General features: G+C 70.0%; 7 protein-coding genes. 4 read left to right on the forward strand and 3 right to left on the reverse strand.

Going from position 1 to position 20,135, the window contains the following annotated elements; translation table 11 throughout:
* Both ON43_RS36315 and ON43_RS36320 read left to right on the forward strand, forming a co-directional pair.
* Positions 1-6,160: non-ribosomal peptide synthetase (locus ON43_RS36315; protein WP_157514315.1), on the forward strand; the 6,160-nt coding region annotated here is incomplete at its 5' end.
* On the forward strand, positions 6,157-13,650 hold the full coding sequence (locus ON43_RS36320; RefSeq protein ID WP_083914060.1) for a non-ribosomal peptide synthetase: 7,494 nt from the start codon (positions 6,157-6,159) through the stop codon (positions 13,648-13,650). The genes ON43_RS36315 and ON43_RS36320, both read left to right, overlap by 4 nt.
* On the opposite strand, the gene ON43_RS36325 is transcribed toward ON43_RS36320, so the two are convergent.
* Positions 13,647-14,735, reverse strand: a complete 1,089-nt coding sequence (locus tag ON43_RS36325; protein ID WP_051179716.1) for a S1C family serine protease — start codon at positions 14,733-14,735, stop codon at positions 13,647-13,649. The two genes, ON43_RS36320 and ON43_RS36325, sit on opposite strands and share 4 nt — an antisense overlap.
* A gap of 347 nt (positions 14,736-15,082) precedes the next feature.
* On the opposite strand from ON43_RS36325, the gene ON43_RS36330 reads away from it, so the two are divergent.
* Both ON43_RS36330 and ON43_RS36335 read left to right on the forward strand, forming a co-directional pair.
* Positions 15,083-16,564 (forward strand): alpha/beta hydrolase, encoded by a 1,482-nt coding sequence (locus tag ON43_RS36330; RefSeq protein WP_051179718.1) that lies wholly within the window; start codon positions 15,083-15,085, stop codon positions 16,562-16,564.
* Positions 16,565-16,638: 74 nt separating this feature from the next.
* Positions 16,639-17,979, forward strand: a complete 1,341-nt coding sequence (locus ON43_RS36335; protein WP_040815020.1) for a glutamine synthetase family protein — start codon at positions 16,639-16,641, stop codon at positions 17,977-17,979.
* Positions 17,980-18,034: 55 nt separating this feature from the next.
* Here ON43_RS36335 and ON43_RS36340 read toward each other — a convergent pair whose 3' ends face one another.
* Positions 18,035-19,267, reverse strand: coding sequence for an alpha-hydroxy acid oxidase (locus ON43_RS36340; protein WP_040815023.1), 1,233 nt, complete (start codon positions 19,265-19,267; stop codon positions 18,035-18,037).
* 37 nt (positions 19,268-19,304) lie between these two features.
* The gene (locus ON43_RS36345; RefSeq protein WP_040815024.1) at positions 19,305-20,084 is read right to left on the reverse strand and encodes an SDR family NAD(P)-dependent oxidoreductase; all 780 of its coding nucleotides are present in this window, start codon (positions 20,082-20,084) and stop codon (positions 19,305-19,307) included.
* Between the last annotated feature and the right edge of the window lie 51 nt (positions 20,085-20,135).

The following is a 20,135-nucleotide window of genomic DNA, read 5'->3' on the forward strand; positions in this document are numbered from 1 at the left end:
CGGCATGCCGGCCATCCGGCCCGACGCCGACCGGGGCGCGCTGGGCGCGGTGGAGGTCGACTCCATCGTCGTCGGACAGCGTCTGGTGACCGGATTCGGCTATGCACCCGGCATTTTCGATGAGACCGGGGGCGGCGAACTGGTCGAGCTGTGGCGCGCGGCCCTGCGCGCCGTCGCACGACACGCGCGCACGCCCCACACGGGCGGCGGGCACACCCCGTCCGACTTCCCGCTCGTGACCCTCACCCAGGCCGATATCGACATCTGGGAGCGCCGCTACCCCACGCTGACCGACGTGTGGCCCGCGACGCCGCTGCAATCCGGCATGATGTTCCACGCCCTGTTCGATCCCGACGCCGTCGACGTCTACACGGTGCAGCTGGTGCTGAGCCTGGACGGTGAGGTCGACTCCGCGCGACTGCGGGCCGCCGCCGCGGCAGTGCTGGAGCGACACGCCAACCTGCGCACCGCCTTCGAGGTGAACACCGCCGGTACCCCCGTCCAGATCGTCACCGATCGGGCGGACCTGCCCTGGCGCGAGATCGAATTGTCCACGGCGGGCGAGGACGAGCGCCTGCTCGAGGTCGAACGCACCACGCCGTTCGGCCTCACCGCGCCACCGCTGCTGCGCTTCCTGCTGCTCCGCCTCGGCGACGGGCGCACCCGGTTCGCCGTCACCTGCCACCACCTGCTCCTCGACGGCTGGTCCATCCCACTGCTGCTGCGCGAGATCATGGCCGGATACGCGGGTTTCGCGATCGAACCTCCACCGCCCTACCACCGCTATGTGGAATGGCTGGTCCGCCAGGATGATTCGATCTCCCGGCAGGCGTGGGGCAAGGCCCTGACCGGGGTGAACGAGCCGACGCTGCTCGCGGACAACCCCGCCGTACACGCACCCGCCGGCCTGCCCCGGGAGCGGGCCTTCGATCTGGACGCGGCGCAGACCCGGGCGGTGATCCGCCTGGCCGCCGAGCTCGAGGTGACCGTCAATACCGTCGTGCAGGCGGCCTGGGCGATCCTGCTGGCGCGCTGCACCGATCGTGACGACATCCTGTTCGGCACCACGGTCTCCGGCCGCCCCGCCGACCTCGCGGGCGTCGAGAACATGGTCGGCCTGTTCATCAATACGATCCCGGTCCGCATCCGGCTGGCCCCGGGCGAATCCGTGGGCGCACTGCTGCGTCGCGTCCAGCGCGAACAGTTCGAACTGACCGCGCATCACCACCTGGGCCTGCCGGATATCGGCGCGCAGACCGGCATCGGGGAGCCGAACCTGTTCGACACGCTCCTGGTGGTCGAGTCCTACCCGGTCGACCTGGCGAAACTGCGGTCGGACGCCCTGGCTTTCGCCGGTCTGTCGATCGGGGACTTCCAGTCCAGGGAGGCGACGCACTACGCGCTGACCCTGACCGTCCGGCACACCGATCGGCTGCACGTGCTGGCGGGATGGTGGCCGGAGCTGCTCGACGAGGCGACCGTGATGCGCCTGGGGGAGCGGTTGACCAGGGTCCTGGCGGCGCTCGCCGAGGATCCGAATACCGCTGTGGCGGACATCGATCCGCTCGGCGCGGAGGAACACCGTCGGGTGCTGAGCTGGCAGCGTCCCACCTCGCCGGTGCCGGAGGTGACGCTCGTCGACCTGTTCCGCGACCAGGCCGCGCTGCGCGCGGATGCCGTGGCGGTGCGGTTCGGCGACCACGAGCTGACCTACCGGGAACTCGATGAGGAGTCCGATGACCTGGCCCGTGATCTCGCGGCGCACGGCGTCGGCGTGGAATCACTCGTCGCCGTGGGTGTTTCACGGTCGCTGGATCTGATAGTGGCGCTGCTGGGTGTGCTCAAAGCGGGCGCGGGCTATGTTCCGCTCGACCTCGGCAATCCGCCACAGCGGCTCGAATCGCTGCTCGCCGAGACCGATCCGGTCTGCCTCGTCACCACGACCGCCGACTGCGCGGCACTACCCGCGGGCAGTCGGCCGTGTCTCATGGTCGACCGCGCCGAATACCGCGAGGCCGATGACGAATTCACCGCACCCGCCGCCGGTCCGGACAATCTCGCCTATGTGCTGTACACCTCCGGTTCCACCGGACGTCCCAAGGGCGTGAGCGTGACGCATCGGAATGTCGTCGCCATGCTCACCGCCGCAAAGGATCTCATCGAAACCGGGCACACCGATGTGTGGGCCATGTTCCATTCGGCGGCCTTCGACTTCTCGGTGTGGGAGATGTGGGGTGCGCTCACCACCGGCGGCACCCTCGTCATCGTGGATGCCGAGGTGACGCGGGCACCGGACGAATTCGCCGAACTCCTTGTCGACGAGGGCATTACGGTACTGAGTCAAACGCCCTCGGCGCTCGGCGCCTTGCTCGACACCGGCCTGCGCCCCGACGCGGTGCCCGCACTGCGGCATATCGTGCTCGGCGGCGAAGCGCTCGATCCGCGCATGCTGCGGACGTGGTACGACGCCGAGGCGGCCGGCGAGATTCGGATCTCGAACCTGTACGGCATCACCGAGGCGACCGTGCACGCCACCCACTTCGCGGTGGATCGTGCGCACGCCGCCGCGGCATCCGCCAGTGTCGTCGGTCGCGGGTTGCCGGGAATGGCTGTGCGCGTGCTGGATTCACGGCTGCGGCCGGCCCCGGTCGGTGCGCGCGGCGAGGTCTATCTCGCCGGAGCCCAGCTCGCCCGGGGCTATCACGCCCGTCCCGCGACCTCTGCGGAACGCTATGTGGCCGATCCGTTCGGCCCGCCGGGCGCCCGCATGTATCGCACCGGCGACCTGGCGCGCTGGAGCGGCGACGGGCTGCTCGAGTATCTCGGTCGCGGCGACCAGCAGGTGAAGATTCGCGGGTACCGCATCGAACCGGGGGAGATCGAAGCCGCTCTGCTCGAACATGAATCGGTGGCCCGGGCGATCGTCGTGGCGAGGACCGCGGATTCCGGATCGGCCCGCCTGATCGCCTACGTGGTGCCCGCCGCCGCGACCGAGCTCTCGGTGCGAGCGCTGGAAACCCATCTCGCACAGCGTGTTCCCGGCTACATGCGCCCGGCGGCCGTCGTCGCGCTCGATGCGGTCCCGCTGACCGGCAACGGGAAGCTGAATGTGGACGCGCTGCCCGCACCGGACCTGGCGCCGCGTTCGGATCGCGCACCGCGCAATCCCGCCGAACTGGTGGTGGCCGAGCTGTTCGCCGAGGTGCTCGGCGTCGAGCGGCCGGGTGTGGACGACTCGTTCTTCGCGCTCGGCGGGGACAGCATCATCTCCATTCAACTGGCCTCCCGGGCGCGTGCGCGCGGCCTGCACATCACGCCGCGCCAGGTGTTCGAACGCCGGACGGTGGCCGGGATCGCGGCGGTGGCACGGACACTCGACGCGTCGGCGGCCTCGCCGCTGCTGACCGAACTGCCCGGCGGCGGGATCGGAGCCATGCCGCTGACGCCCGTGGCCCGGTGGCTGACCGAGCGCGGCGGCGGGTTCCGCCGGGTCAACCAGACCCTCACCGTCGAACTTCCCGCCGGGACCGCGCACCACGCCCTGATCCAGGCTGTCACGGCGCTGATCGAGCGGCACGATGTGTTGCGCGCGAGGCTGTTCGCCGACGAGGCCGGTGCGTGGCGGTTCGAGACCGTTCCGGCCGATGCGCTGGATCATGCCCAACTGGTGCATCACCGCACCTTCGAGGACGCCGCGGACGCCGACGCGCTCGCCGCCGCGGAACTCGATGCCGCACTGGATCGCCTCGACCCGTCCGCCGGAGTGATGGCGCAGTTCGTCCGCCTCGAAGCCGGGCACGGGAGCGTGCCGGGCCGGCTGATCATCGCCGTGCACCATCTGGCAATGGACGGCGTCTCCTGGCGGATCCTCCTTCCCGACCTGTTCGCCGCCCTCGCACAGGCGGCGAACGGTGCCGTGCCGCGGCTCGATCCGGTCGGCACATCCATGCGCCGCTGGGTGCACGGTCTGGTCGACGCCGCGCACACACCGGAGCGGATCGCCGAGCTCGAGCTCTGGCGGAAGATCTGCGCCACACCGGATCCCCTGCTCGGCGGCCGGCCGCTGGACCCGGCCCGGGACATCGCCGCCCGGCTCGCGGCCGTCGAGGTCGCCGTGGACGAAGCGGGCACCGAGGCGCTCGTGCGGACCGTGCCCGCGCGCTTCCACGCGGGTGTCGACGAGGTCCTGATCGCCGCACTGGCCCTCGCGCTCGCGGTCTGGCGGGCCCGGCGCGGCACCGAGGCCCCGGTGTCGCTGCTGCGCCTGGAAGGCCACGGGCGCGAGGAACAGGTGGTGCCGGGCGCGGACCTGTCCCGCACGGTGGGCTGGTTCACCTCGCTGTACCCGGTCCGGCTCGACCTCGGTGAGATCGATATCGAGGCGGCGCTGGCCGGGACCGAGGCCATCGGCGACGTGCTCAAGACGATCAAGGAACAGCTGCGCGCGATCCCCGACCACGGGATCGGCTACGGGCTGCTGCGCTACCTGAATCACGAAGTCGCCGCACAGCTTCCGGCGGCGATGCCGGGGCAGGTGGCGTTCAACTACCTGGGCCGCGTCGACGACCGGGGCACGGGTGTGCTCGCGACGCCGGAGGCAGCCCCCGATCCCGACCTGCCCGCGGCCGCCGTCATCGACGTGAACGCCATCGTGACCCGATCCCGGCTCCATGCCGGATTCACCTATCCCACGACACTTCTCGACGACGCGGCGGTCTCGGAGCTGGCCCGGCTCTGGGTGTGCGCGCTCGCGGCCATCGCCGCCCATGCCGGGAGTGAGCACGCGGGCGGGCACACACCGTCGGACTTCCCGCTGGTGCGGGTGGGCCGCGACGACATCACCGAATGGGAACGCGACTACGGCCGCCTGACCGACGTCTGGCCGCTCGCGCCACTGCAATCGGGGTTGTTCTTCCATGCCGTCCTGGCCGAGCCCTCGGACACCGGTGTCGCCGACGTCTACAACGTGCAGACGGTGGTCCGGCCCGGCGGCAGGATCGACCGTGATCGGCTGCGTCGGGCCGGGCGCGACATCCTGCGGCGCCACGACAACCTGCGCGCGGCCTTCGTCTTCGACCATGCGGGCAATCCCGTCCAGGTGGTGCCCGACACCGTCGAATTGCCTTGGCGTGAGGTAGATCTGGTCACCGCGGACGAGCTCGTCGAACTGGCGGCGAAGGAGCGCGCCCGTCGATTCGATCCGGCCCGGCCACCGCTGCTGCGCTTCACCCTCGCGAATATCGCGGGCGCGGAGTCGGTGCTGATCGTCACCTACCACCACATCCTGTTCGACGGCTGGTCTGTGCCGCTGGTGCTGCGCGAACTGCTGGCGCTCTACGCCGGTACGGGTCCGCTGCCCGCCCCGGAGGGTTCCTTCCGCGACTATCTCGTCTGGAACTACGCCCGCGACGCGGCCGCGTCCGCTCGCGCCTGGCGGCGCGCCCTGGACACGGTCATCGCGCGCACCCTGGTCGCCCCGGCCGACCACAGCCGCGAAAGCGCGGTCGCGACAGCGGAATGCCGCTGGGTCCTGGACGCGGAGACCACCGGCGTCCTCGGTGCGACCGCCGCCGAACTCGGAGTCACCGTCAATACCGTGGTGCAGGTGGCCTGGGCGATTCTGCTGGGCCGCAGGCTGGGACGTCGCGACGTGGTCTTCGGGGCCACCGTATCCGGTCGCCCGGCCGCGCTGCCGGGCGTGGAATCCATTGTGGGACTGTTCATCAACACCGTGCCCGTGCGGGTTCGATTCGGTCCGCGCCTGCCCGCGGCGGAGCTGCTGCGCACGGTGCAGGCCGAACAGTCGGAGATGATCGAGCACCATCAACTCGGGCTGACCGAGATCCACGCCGCCGCCGGTCTGCGCGATGTGCTGTTCGACACCGTGCTGGTCTTCGAGTCCTATCCGACGGACGACGAACAGCTCGCGGCCGCGGCGGCCGCCGCGGACGGCACCACCGGCGGGCACCTGGAACTCACCGACGGCACCCACTATCCGCTGACGGTCACCGTCGATCCGGGGCGTGAGCTCAGGTTCCGAATCGGTTATGTCCGAACTGTTTTCGACGAATCGCAGGTGACCGAGATCGGAGCCGCGCTGCGGGACCTGCTCACCGCCATCGCCCGCCACCCGCACACGGCCATCGAGGAGCTGGCATGACAGCGCGCCCACCGTTGACCCGGGCGCAGCAGCACGCCTGGGTCGCACAGCAACTCGACGACAGCGGACAGCGCCTGATCATCGGCGGGTACGTGCAGATCCACGGCCCGCTCGACGAGGGCGTGTTCGAACGGGCACTGCGGTCGGTGATGGCCGGGGCGGAATCGCTGCGCGTGCGATTCGTTACCGAGGCCGACGGATCGGTCGCGCAGGTGGTCGAGGAGCTGCCGGATTGGCCGTTGCACCGCAACAGCTTCCGCGCTGAGGCCGACCCGCACGGCGCGGCGCTGCGGTTCATGGAATCCGCGCTGGCACGGCCGTTCGACCCGGCGTGCCCACCGCTGTTCGAGCATCATCTGCTCGATGCCGGCGAGGCCGGCACGCTGTGGTTCATCCGCTCCCATCACCTGGTGCTCGACGGGGCCTCCGCGGCCGCCCTGATCCGGCGCGTCGCCGACGTCTACACCGCACTGCTCGACGGGCATCCGGTGGACGACACGGTCTTCGACCGCGTGGCCGATCTGGTCGCCGAGGACGAGCGGTACCGGACCTCCACGCGATACGCGGCCGACCGCGAATTCTGGGCGCGACGGCTCGCGACCGGCACACCCTACGAGCCGCCGCAGTTCGCCGCCGCACCGGCGGTCGCGGCGGGCGATCGGTTCCTGCGCCGGGCCGGAGCGCTCGCCGAGGCCGAATGGAAGACGCTGCGCGCCCGCGCCGATGCCACCGGGACTCCGTGGCCGGTGTGGACCCTCGCCGCCATCGCACTGCTGCTGCACGCGGATTCGGGCACGCGCACGGTCACCATCGGCCTGGCCGTGCCCGCCAAACGCTCCCGGCACGCACTCGGCATGACGGCGAATATCCTGCCGCTGCGCATCACCGTCGACCCGGCCGCCACCGTCGGCGACCTGCTCGCGGCCGTGCGCGCCGAATCCCTGATCATCCTGCGCCACCAGCGGTTCCAGTACGGCGAGATGCTCGCCGACCTGGGCTCGAGCGGGCTCGACGGCGGCATGCTCGGGCCCACCGTGAATGTGATGCCCATACAGAAGGATCTGCGCTTCGGCGCCGCGACGGCCGCCCTGCGGCATCTGGCCGCCGGACGCTCGGACAATCTGAACATCAGCGTCTACGACAATGGCGACCCGGCCCTGTCGGTGGTCCTGGACTCGACCGAGCTGCGGTACTCCGAACGCGACCTCGCCGCACACCACGACCGGCTGACCGAGACCATCGCCGCCCTGGCCGCCGCTCCGGAGGAACTGCCGATCGGAATGCTGTGGCCCACACCGGCTCCGGCCGGACCCGCCGTCACCGCCGCGCCGACGGAAACGCTCGTCGGCCGATTCGACCGCATGGCGGCGGCGCACGGCGAGGCGGTGGCCGTGGTGCACGGCGGCGAGCGGCTCACCTATGCCGAACTCGACGAGCAGGCCCGCGGACTGGCCCGCCTCATCGCCGGATACGGCATCGGCCCAGGGCAATTCGTCGGCCTGGCGCTGCCGCGCTCCATGGACCTCATCGTCGGCATTCTCGCCGTACTGCGCGCGGGCGCGGCATACGTTCCGCTGGATCCGAACTATCCGCGGGAGCGATTGCGGGCCGTCCTCGACGACGCCGCGCCGGGCCTCATCCTCACCAGCGTGGGAGTCGTTCTGCCGGAAGGCATCTCGGATGCTCCGGTGCTGCGCATGGGGGATCCTCCGCGGGTCGTCCCGCGCGAGCCCGCGGTCCTGTGCTCACCGCACCTGCCCGCCTACGTGATTCACACCTCCGGGACCACCGGCCGCCCGAAGGGCGTGGTCGTCACCCACGCCAATGTGGTGCGACTGCTCACCGCGACCCGGCCGTGGTTCGAATTCGGGCCCGAGGATGTCTGGACCCTGTTCCACTCGGCCGCGTTCGACTTCTCGGTGTGGGAGATCTGGGGAGCGCTCGGCCACGGCGGCACGCTCGTGCTCGTCGACGCCGAAACCGCGCGTTCGCCACGGGACTTCCTCGAACTGCTGGCGGCGCACCGGGTTACGGTGCTCAATCAAACGCCGTCCGCCTTCGGCATGCTGGTCGACGCCGAGGCGAGCACACCCTTCGACGGTGACCTCGCGCTGCGTTATGTGCTGTTCGGCGGTGAGCCGATCGAGCCGTGGCGGCTGGCGCAATGGTGGGCGCGGCATGATCCACGGTCGCCGCGCCTGATCAACATGTACGGCATTACCGAGACGACGGTGCACACCACCGGCGCACCGTTGAACGGCCCTGCCGCCGGGGGTGAAATCGGCACGGCCATACCCGATTCGGCCGTCTACATCCTCGACGCCGCCCTGCGTCCCGCCGCGCCCGGGATCCCCGGCGAGCTCTACGTCGCCGGACCCGGCATCGCCGCGGGATATCTGCGGCAGCCGGGCCGCACCGCGACCCGCTTCCCCGCCGATCCCTTCGGCCCGCCCGGCGCCGTGATGTACCGCAGCGGTGATGTGGCGCGGTGGACGGCGGACGGAACACTCGAATACCTCGGGCGCGCCGACCGGCAGGTGAAGATCCGCGGGTTCCGCATCGAACCCGGCGAGATCGAAGCCACCCTGTGCGCGTTCCCGGCGGTGGCGTCGGCCGTGGTGCTGACCGTGGAACGGCAACCCGGCGACCGGCGGCTGGCCGCCTACGTCACGGGCACCGGCATCGACGTCGCCGCGGTGCGCGCCGCGCTCACCGAACGTCTTCCCGCACACGCGGTTCCGTCCATCATCACCGCGGTCGACACCATACCCGCCACACCCAACGGCAAGATCGACGAACGCGCCCTGCGCGCGCTCACCGTCGAGGGCACGACCGCCGCGGGTGCGGCGCCGCTCGGCGATGCCGAGGCGCGGCTGCACGCCGTGTTCGCGGATGTCCTCGGGCACAACCGCTTCGGTGTCGAGGACGGGTTCTTCGCCATCGGCGGCGACAGTATTCTCGCCATCCGCGCGGCCGAGCGCGCCCGCGCCGCCGGACTGGCCATCACACCCCGGGATGTATTCGTGCAGCAGAGTATTCGCGCGTTGGCACACACACTCGCGACGCCCGCGCCGGCGTCGAATCGAGCGACGGTGAGTCCGCTCGTCCGACGCGACGGCCGGTCCTTCCTGCCCGCGACGCCCCTGCAATCGGGGCTGCTGTTCCACTCGCTGTATCAGGGCGGGGACGGGGAGGATCCCTACCTGGTTCAGGTGGAGCTGACGCTCGACGGCCCGGTCGACGCGGAGCGGCTGGGCGCTGCCCTGCACGCGGTGCTCGACCGGCATCCGCATCTGCTGGGACGGTTCGTCGTGGACGGCGACACGCTGGAGTACGAGATCGGCGCGGATATCGAGATGCCCTGGCGGGTCGTGGATCTCGATGCTCCCGGCTTTGTGCACGACACCGTGGAGCGGGTACGGGCCGAGGACGCCCACACGCAGCCGCTCACGGGCCCACTGCTCAGGGTCACGCTCGTGCGCGCCGGGCAGCACTCCGCCTCCCTGCTCGTCACCCATCACCATGCGCTGCTGGACGGCTGGTCGCTGGGCATCCTGCTGCGGGAACTGCTGCTGAGCTATCGCGGCATCGAATTGCCCGCCGCGACACCGTTCACCGCGTTCCTCGAATGGTCCGCCGCCCAGGATCGCGAGGGCGCGCGCCGAGCCTGGGCCGCGGCCCTCGCCGGGGCCGAACCGTGCAAGGTCGCGCGCGCCGATCGAGGCCCATGGCGGCGGCCCGACGAGCGCACCTTCACCCTGCCCGCCGCCACGGTCACCGCGCTGCGCGAACAGGCCGCGGCGCACGGGCTCACGCTCAACTCGATGGTCCAGGCGCTGTGGGCGCTGGTGATGTCGAGCCTGACCGGCGGCGGGGAGGTCGTCTTCGGCATCACGGTGTCCGGTCGCGACGGCGGTGAGCTGGACGGCGCCGTCGGGCTGCTCATGAATACCGTGCCGCTGCGGGTGCGTGCGCGCGCGGCCGAGACCCCGATCGAACTCGCGGTGCGGATTCAGCGCGAACGCGTGGCGCTGATGGAGCACGACCATCTCGGGCTGCCCGACATCCTGGCGGCGGCCAAGGTGAGCGACCTGTTCGACACCTCGCTGGTCTTCGAGAACTTCCCGCTCGACACCGCCCTGCTCGACAATCCGGACCTCCGGGTGAGTTCGATGAATGTGTACGGGGGAACGCATTTCCCGCTGACGGTCACCGTCGAGCCCGCCGCGGGGGCGCTGACCTTCCGGATCGGGGTGCGGGTCGAACACATCGATGCCCTCACCGATATCGATGAGCTGTGGTCGCGGGTTCTCGTCGCCGCGGACGCGCTCACCGCGGCCCGGCAGTCCGCGGCCGGGCGGCTCGACCTGCTGCCGCCCGCTCGACGAGCCGACGTGCTCGCGGCCGGGCGGGGCGCGGCGACCGGCATCGGCAAGGCCGGGCTCGCAGCGTGTTTCGAGGCGACCGTCCGGGCGCACGCACACGAGGCGGCGCTCTGGTGGGACGGCACGGAACTGACCTACGCCGAGCTGAACGCGCGGGCCAATCGGGCCGCCCGCTGGATGGCGACCCGCGGCGCGGGACCGGGCGTACCGGTCGGCGTCGCGCTGCCGCGCTCGGTCGATCTCGTGGTCGTCTTCCTGGCCCTCGCCAAACTGGGCGCGGTGTGCGTGCCGCTGAGCGACCGCTACCCGCCCGCACATGTACGGCGGCTGCTCGACTTCACCGGGACCGAACTGGTTCTCAACGAACTGGGCACGGAGACACTGGAATTCGATGACAGCGATCTAGGCATAGCGGTCCTGCCCGATACCGTCGCCACGCTCATGTTCACCTCCGGATCGACCGGAGCGGCCAAGGGCGTCGAGGTCACCCACCGCAATATCGTGACGCGCGCCCGCGACCGGATCGGCCGCGCCGAGGGGCATCAGCGGATGCTCATGCATCTGCCCTACACCTGGGACATGGTGGTGTGGGAGCTGTGGCTGCCGCTGCTCAACGGCCGAACCGTGGTGCTCGCGCGCCCCGGCATCCTGGATGTGCACGACTACGCCGAGGTGCTGCGCGCGGGCCGGGTCACCTCGATCATGCTGTCGCCCGGGCTGTTCCACATCCTGGCCGAGCAGATTCCGGAGCAGCTCGCCGGACTTCGGATGATCGCGTCCGCCGGGGATGTGTTGCCGCCGCATGCCGCCGCCGCGGTACGACGCGGCGCGCACCCGCCCGCGGTGCGGAACCTCTACGGGCCGGTCGAGGCGACCAGCTTCGTGCTCACCCATGAGCTTCCACCGGACATGTCGGCGGATCGGCCGGTCCCCGTCGGCCGCCCAGCGGACAATACCGTTGTCGCGGTGCTGGATTCGGCGCTGCGGCCGGTCCCCGCCGGGGTCACCGGCGAGATCTATCTGTCCGGCGCGGGGCTGGCCAACGGCTACCACCGGGAACCGGCCCGCACCGCCGAGCGCTTCGTCGCCGACCCGTTCGGCACGGCGGGCGGGCGCATGTATCGCACCGGCGATCTCGGGCGCTGGGATGCCGAGGGCCTGCTGCACTTCCTCGGGCGAGCGGACAGGCAATTGAAGATCAACGGTTTTCGCGTGGAACCCGGGGAGGTCGAGGCGGCCATCCTGCGTGAGCCGGGCATCACCGCGGCCATCGTCACGGCTCGCCGCGCCGCGAGCGGGCAGTCGCTCATCGCCCATGTCGTCGGAGCGAGTGCCGTCGACACCGCCGCCCTGCGGACCCGGCTGTCCTCGATCCTGCCCTCTTACCTGGTGCCCGCCGCCATTGTCGCCATGGACGCGTTGCCGCTGACCCCCATCGGCAAACTCGACGTGGCCGCGCTGCCCATGCCCGCCGCCGGTGAGCGCGTGCCGGTGCGCACGCCACGACAGCAGGTCATCGCGACCACGTTCGCGCGGGCGCTGGGGGTGGGGGAGGTCGGGCTCACCGACGACTTCCTCGCGCTCGGCGGCAACTCGCTGTCCGCCATCCGCATCGTCGCGGGACTGCGGTCCGCGCTCGGAGTCGCGGTGTCACTGCGCGATCTGTTCGAAGCACCGAGCGTCGCCGCGCTGGACCAGATCCTGGATCGGCGTGGCCCCGGGGAGGTTCCGCACGATGTCCTGCCGCCCGGGACACCCGATATCGCCGCCGTGCGCCGCACCGACCCGATCCCGCTCACGCCCATGCAGCAGGGGCTGTGGACGGTGAACTACCTCAGCGGCAACCGGCCCGACTATCTGATCGCCACCGGGCTCGAGCTGCACGGCCCGCTCGACGTCACCGCGGTCGGGGCCGCCGTGCACGATCTGGTCGAACGGCACGAAATCCTGCGCACCGTGCTGCCGTACGGCCAGGACGGGCCCGTTCAGCGCATCCTGCCGGTGGAGTCCGTACGGCCGGATTTCCAGGTCGTGGATATTGCCGACGCCGAAAGCCTGGATGGGGCAATCGATTCCGAGATGCGGCGCGGCTTCGATCTCACCAAGGACCTGCCCCTGCGCCTGCGCCTCTACCGTTCGGGTCCGCGGCATCACACCCTGCTCGGCGTCATCCACCATGTCGCGGGCGACGGTGAATCCCTGGCCGTGCTCCAGGGCGACCTGCTCACCGCCTACGGGGCGCGGCTGGTCGGGGAGCCACCCCGATGGCCCGCTCCGGCAACACAATTCGCGGACTACGCGCTGTGGCAGCGGCAGCGCCTCGAATCCGCTGGCGCGCAGGGCAATCCCCTGGCCCGGCAGGAGAGCTACTGGCGTACCGCCCTCGCGGATCTGCCCGCGAACCCGGTATTGCGCACCGATCGCCCACGCGCCGACCGCCGGGAGAACACCGCGGCGGCCGTCCCCATCCACATCGACGCGTCCACCCACCGAGCGCTGGCCCGCGCCGCTCGCACCTACCGCGCCAGCATTTACATGCTCGTCCACACCGCCCTGGCCCTCGCCCTGCGCGATCACGGCGCGGGCCCCGACCTGCCCATCGGCGTGGCCCTCAGCGCCCGCGACACCGAGGGCCTCCAGAACCTGGTCGGCTGCGTAGTCGACACCGCCATAGTCCGAGTCGACCTCACCGCCGCCCTCTCCCACCCCGACCTCGTCCACCAGGTCCGCGAACGCGTCCTCGCCGCCTACGACAACAAGGACTTCCCCTTCGACCGACTCGTCGAAACCCTCAACCCACCCCGCTCCCGCACCCACCACCCCCTCTTCCAAATCATGGTCACCTACCTACACGGCACCGAAACCCCCACCGCCGCCCCCGACCTGACAATCCACCCCCGCCCGATCCCAGCCCGCCACACCCCCTGGGAACTCCTCCTGACCCTCCACGAGAACTACACCCCCACCGGCGCCCCCACTGGCATCCACGGCGAAATGGTCTACGCCGCCGAACTTTTCGACTCACCGACGGTCGAAGCCATCGTTACCGACCTCGCCGCGACTCTGGTGGCACTGAGCGGCGATCCTGCCGGTAGCCCCGATTAGCCGACGGGTCCCTTAGCGAGTTGGACTTGGGCGGATTGGGATTGGCCGGTGGTGTCGGTCCACTTCAGGGTGACGGTGTCGCCCGGATGGTGTTGGTCCATTTGGGACGTGAGGTCGGTGGCGGAGGTTATGCGGTGGTCGTCCAGGCCGGTGATGACGTCTCGGGCCTGGAGGCCTAGGAGGTCGGCGGGGCCGCCTTGGACCACGCCTCGGATTTGGGCGCCGCCGCCGGTGGAGGTGACGGAGACGCCGATGAAGGCGGTGTCGCCGATGTGGATTACGTCGGAGGATTTGCCGGATTGGATTTGCTTGGCTACGGCCAGGGCCTTGTTGATGGGGATGGCGAAGCCTTGGCCGCCGGTGTTGTTGAAGCGGAAGCCCTTTGACGCGGCGGTGTCCATGCCGATGACCTGGCCGGCCGAATTCACCAGCGGGCCACCGGAATCGCCGGGTTCGATATTGGCGGCGACCTCGATGAGGCCGGTGAGTTGTTCGGAGCTGCCGGTGGCGTCGTCGCTGGCGGTGATGGAGCGGTTGAGGGCGGTGACCCTGCCGGTGGCGGCGGTGGGGGTGCCGCGCCCGCCCGCATTGCCGACGCCGACTACGGGGTCGCCGACCGCGACCTTGCTGGAATCGCCCAGGGGAGCGGTCTGCAGGCCGGAGGCGCCGACGAGTTTGATGACGGCCATGTCCTCGCTGCGGTCGAAGCCGAGGACGGTGGCGTCGTAGGTCTGGCCGTTGCCGAGATCGGTGACCGAGATGCTGGTCGCGCCCTCGACCACGTGGTTGTTGGTGAGGATGACGCCGTCGGAGGTCAGCACGATGCCGGTGCCCGCGCCCTCGCCGTTCTGCAGGCCGAGTTCGGTGTTGACGTCCACGATGCCGGGCACCACGGACTGCGCGGCGGCGTCGAGATCGGCTGGGGGAGTGGTGAAGTCGATGGGCTGGCTCTGCGTCACCTGTCCGGGCGTCTCCGCCACCGGGCTGCCCGGGACCAGCGTGTTCGGTCCACAGGCGACCAGGCCCAGGGTGGCGGCGAGCGCCACCGCGGCGGCGGCCGCGGCCCGGATGGTGCGCGATCGCATCGAGCCGGACCCCGCGGCAGAGCGGTTCGGCGACTGTGATTCCACGTTCATGGCATCCCTCATCGGTAGAGCCCCCCGGTTCTTCCCCATTAAGCATGCGGTTTCTGAGAGCGGCCTGGGGAGTTACCGTGCGAACACCCACGTACCCGACGGCCGCGGCTCCGAACCCTTACAGTCCCGGTTCCGTGCCATGCGTGACGTTGCGCACAGGCGCTCGGACCGCGATGTAAACGGAGATGTATATGAGCGCCGGAAGGGGTGCGTGGGTGTTTTCGGTGGGATGGCACGATCAACCCATGGCGTTGATGCGAACCGGCCGGGTCGTGCTTCTGGCGACGACGTTGGCGATGACCGTGGCTGCGTGCACCAGCGTGGTGGACGGCAACCCCACTCCGACGGCACCGGTCGGTATGGAGTCCTTCTACAACCAGACCGTGAATTGGGGGAGCTGTACCGATTACATCGAGGGCGATGACGAGCTGCCCAAGGGCACCGAGTGCGCGCGGGTGACGGTGCCGGTGGATTACGCCAATCCCGGTGGGGCGACGGCGAAGATCGCGATCTCGCGGATCAAGGCCAGCGGCAACAAGATCGGTTCGCTGCTGCTCAACCCGGGCGGGCCGGGCGTCACCGGACTCAACATGGTCAATATCGGTGACGACACCAAGATCGCCGACCGCTTCGACCGCATCGGCTTCGATCCGCGCGGCGTCGGCGCGTCGCAGCCCGCCATCAAGTGCATGACCGCCGCCGAGAACGACGCCCAGCGCGCCGAACCCAACAAGGACAACTCGCCCGCCGGCATCGCGGCCCTCGAGGCTGAGAACAAGGACTTCGCAAACAAGTGCGTCGAGCGCACCGGCAAGGAGTTCCTCGGCCACGTCGGCACCCACGAGGTCGTGCAGGACATGGACGTCATCCGTGCGGCCCTGGGTGATTCGAAGCTGACCTACCTGGGCTACTCCTACGGCACCCGCCTCGGCTACGCCTACGCCGAGAAGTTCCCGGACCACGTGCGCGCGCTCGTGCTCGACGGCGCGCTGAAGCCGGATCAGGATCCGCTCAAGGAATCCCTGGCCCAGGCCGCCAGCTTCCAGAAGGCCTTCGACAACTACGCCGCCGACTGCGCGGCCAAGGAGAAGACCAACTGCCCGCTCGGCGACGATCCGGCGCAGGCCACCAAGAAGTTCCGGGCCCTGGTCGACCCGCTGTGGGACAAGCCGGTCGCGACCCAGGATCCGCGCGGCCTGCACTACGGCGACGCCATCACCGGCGTCCAGCAGACCCTCTACTCGGTCCGTCTGTGGAACGCCCTCACCAAGGGCCTGCGCGAACTCGCCCAGGGCAGCGGCGACACCCTGCTCGCCCTCGCCGATATGTACGACGGCCGCCACGACGACGGCTCCTACGACAACAGCTCCGACGCCTTCAACGCGATTCGCTGCGTGGACGATCCGCCCATCACCGACCGCGCCGTAGCCGCCAAGCAGGACGCCGACTACCGCCGCGTCGCCCCCTTCCTCGACGACGGCCACTCCAGTGACGCCGCCCCGCTCGAACTGTGCGCCTTCTGGCCCGTCCCGAACACCAGCGCCCCCCACAAGCTTTCGATCAAGGGTTTGCCCAAGACCGTGGTGATCTCCACGACCAACGATCCGGCCACTCCGTACCAGGCCGGTGTCGATCTGGCCGAGCAGCTGGGCGCCAGCCTTATCACTTTCAAGGGCACCCAGCACACGGTCTCCTTGCAGGGCAAATCCTGCGTCGACGACCCGGTCGTCTCCTATCTGATCGACCTGAAGGAGCCCGCCGCCGGTCTGACTTGTTGAGTTTGCGGGGACTCGGCGCGCCTGCTGACGTTCATGTAACACGGATTTAACTCCCGGCCCCTACAGTCGCGGTCATGGACCGTCAGAAGGAATTCGTCCTCCGGACGCTCGAAGAGCGGGATATCCGCTTCGTGCGACTCTGGTTCACCGATGTCCTGGGTTATCTCAAGTCGGTGGCTATCGCGCCCGCCGAGTTGGAGGGCGCCTTCGAGGAAGGCATCGGCTTCGACGGTTCGGCCATCGAGGGATTCGCCCGGGTTTCCGAGGCGGATATGGTGGCCAAGCCGGACCCCTCCACCTTCCAGGTGCTGCCGTGGTCCACGTCGAAGGGGCATCAGCACTCGGCTCGCATGTTCTGCGATATCGCCATGCCGGACGGTTCGCCGTCCTGGGCGGATCCGCGGCACGTGCTGCGGCGGCAGCTGAACAAGGCCGCCGACCTGGGCTTCAGCTGCTACGTGCACCCGGAGATCGAGTTCTTCCTGCTGAAGCCGGGCCCGCACGACGGCTCGCAGCCGATCCCGGCCGACAATGGCGGCTTCTTCGACCAGGCCGTGCACGACGAGGCGCCGAACTTCCGCCGCCATGCCATCGACTCGCTGGAATCCATGGGCATTTCCGTGGAGTTCAGCCACCACGAGGGCGCGCCGGGCCAGCAGGAGATCGACCTGCGCTACGCGGACGCGCTGTCCATGGCCGACAACGTCATGACCTTCCGCTACCTGATCAAGGAAGTCGCGATCGACGAGGGCGTGCGGGCGTCGTTCATGCCCAAGCCGTTCGCCGACCATCCGGGTTCGGCCATGCACACCCACATGTCGCTGTTCGAGGGTGAGCAGAACGCCTTCGCCGATCCGGACGATCCGATCAACCTGTCGGAGACCGCGCGGGCGTTCATCGCCGGCATTCTCGAGCACGCGCACGAGATCTCCGCGGTCACCAACCAGTGGGTGAACTCCTACAAGCGTCTGGTGCACGGCGGCGAGGCCCCGACGGCCGCGTCCTGGGGCCGCTCGAATCGTTCCGCGCTGGTGCGTGTTCCGATGTACACGCCGAACAAGTCGGCCTCGCGTCGCGTCGAGATCCGCAGCCCTGACAGCGCCTGCAACCCGTACCTCGCGTTCGCGGTGCTGCTCGCGGCCGGTCTGCGCGGCATCGAGAAGGGCTACACGCTGCCGCCGGAGGCCGAGGACGACGTGTGGTCGCTGACCACCGCCGAGCGTCGCGCCATGGGCTTCCGCGAGCTGCCCGCGTCGCTGGACGAGGCGCTGAAGAACATGGAGAAGTCCGAACTGGTTGCCGAGACGCTCGGTGAGCACGTCTTCGACTTCTTCCTGCGCAACAAGCGCCGGGAGTGGGCGGGGTACCGGAACCAGGTGACGCCCTACGAGCTCAAGGAATACCTCGGGCTGTAATCGCTTCGAATGTGAACGGGCCGCGATCGCTTCGGTGATCGCGGCCCGTTCGCGTTTATTCAGACGGGCGGTAGCGTTCCAGCAGGCGAACGTGGCGGGGTTCGAGCTCCTCGACGGTGCCGACGCCGAGCAACTTCATCGTTCGCGTCAGCTGGGTGCTCAGGATTTCGATGGCCCGGTCCACTCCGGCCTCGCCACCGGCCATCAGGCCGTAGAGGTAGGCGCGGCCGATCAGGGTGAAGCGCGCGCCGAGTGCGAGAGCGGCGGCGATGTCGGCGCCGTGCAGGATGCCGGTGTCGAGGTGGATCTCCAGATCGTCGCCGACCTCGCGGGCCACCTGGGGCAGCAGATGCAGCGGCACCGGGGCCCGATCCAGTTGGCGGCCACCGTGATTGGACAGCACGATGCCGTCCACGCCGAGACCGGCCAGCCGTTTGGCGTCGGCCACCGTCTGCACGCCCTTCACCAGCACACGGCCGGGCCATTGCGCCCGGGCCCACGCCAGATCGTCGAAATCGACTGTGGGGTCGAACATCGAGTCCAGTAGTTCGGCGACCGTGCCCGACCACCGGTCGAGCGAGGCGAAGGCGAGTGGTTCGGTGGTCAGGAAATCCCACCACCACCAGGGTTTGCGGAGCGCGTCGAGGACGCCGGCCGGTGTGATGGACGGCGGTACCGTCATGCCGTTGCGCGCATCGCGCAGCCGGTTTCCGGCCACCGGCACATCGACGGTGACGACCAGAGTGTCGAATCCCGCCTTCGCGGCCCGCTCGACCAGGGCGATGGACCGATCCCGGTCCTTCCACATGTAGAGCTGGAACCAGTTGCGCGCCCCGGAACCCGTTGCGGCCGCGACATCCTCGATGGCCGTGGTGCCCATGGTGGACAGCGTGAACGGGATGCCCGCGCGTTCGGCCGCGCGAGCGCCCGCGAGCTCACCGGCGGTGTGCATCATGCGGGTGAAGCCGGTCGGCGCGATGCCGAATGGCAGCCGCGCGGGCCGGCCGAGCACCGTGACGCCGGTATCCGCCGACGCCACATTCCGCAGGATCTCGGGCCGGAATTCGATGTCGCGGAACGCTTCCCGGGCTCGCGCCAGGCTCAGTTCGGCATCGGCCGCGCCGTCGGTGTAGTCGAAGGCGACCTTCGGCGTGCGCTTGCGGGCCAGTTCCCGCAGGTCCCAGATCGTCTGGGCGCGCGCGAGTTTGCGTGTGCGACCGCCGAACGGGCGCTCGAACTTCAGCAGCGGGGCCAGGTCGCGGGGGTTGGGAATGCGGCGTTGGGTCACCAATGAATCCTTACGGCTGGACGGGGAGGGCGCTCGCTCAACGATGCGCGTTCGCGGCCGCCGGCGCGGGGCGCAGCCGCAGCGAGTGCATGCCGCCGTCGACCTCCAACATCGTTCCGGCCGTGGAGGATGCGCGCGGGCTGGCCAGGTAGACCACCGCGTCGGCCACCTCCTCGGCGGTGACCAGACGGCCGTGCGGCTGGCGGGCGTTCAGCGCCGCGAGTTCGGCGGCTGGATCCTCGGCGGCGGCGAGCAGGCGCTGCACCCACGGGGTGTCGACGGTGCCCGGGTTCACGCAGTTGACGCGGATGCCCTCGGCTAGATGGTCGGCGGCCATGGCACGGGTCAGTGCCAGGATCGCGCCCTTGCTGGCGCTGTAGGCGGCGCGGGCGGGCAGGCCCGTGGTGGCGGCGATGGAGCAGGTGTTCACGATGGCGGCGGCGGGGGAGCGGCGCAGATGCGGTAGCGCCGCCCGCGAAACTCGCACCGCGCCCAGCACATTCACCTCGAGGACCTGTCGCCACTGGTCGTCGGTGTTGTCCTCGACGGTGCCCTGCGCGCCGATGCCCGCATTGTTGACCACGATGTCGAGGCGGCCGAAAGACTGCGCGGCGGCGGCCACGGCGGCGCGCACCGAATCATCGTCGGCCACATCGCATCTCAAGGCCGGGCCGTCGGGGATGGCGGGGCCGGGATCCAGATCCAGGACCGCGACGCGTGCGCCCGCCGCGCGAAACGCGGTGGTGATGGCCCGCCCGATACCCGATCCGCCGCCCGTCACCACCGCGGCCAGTCCGTCCAGCTCTCCGTGTGCCATATCCACCTCACACCCACTGCTCCGATGTTTAACCGAGCCGAAGGTAACACC

The organism is Nocardia concava NBRC 100430 (assembly GCF_000308815.1).
GTDB lineage: Bacteria > Actinomycetota > Actinomycetes > Mycobacteriales > Mycobacteriaceae > Nocardia > Nocardia concava.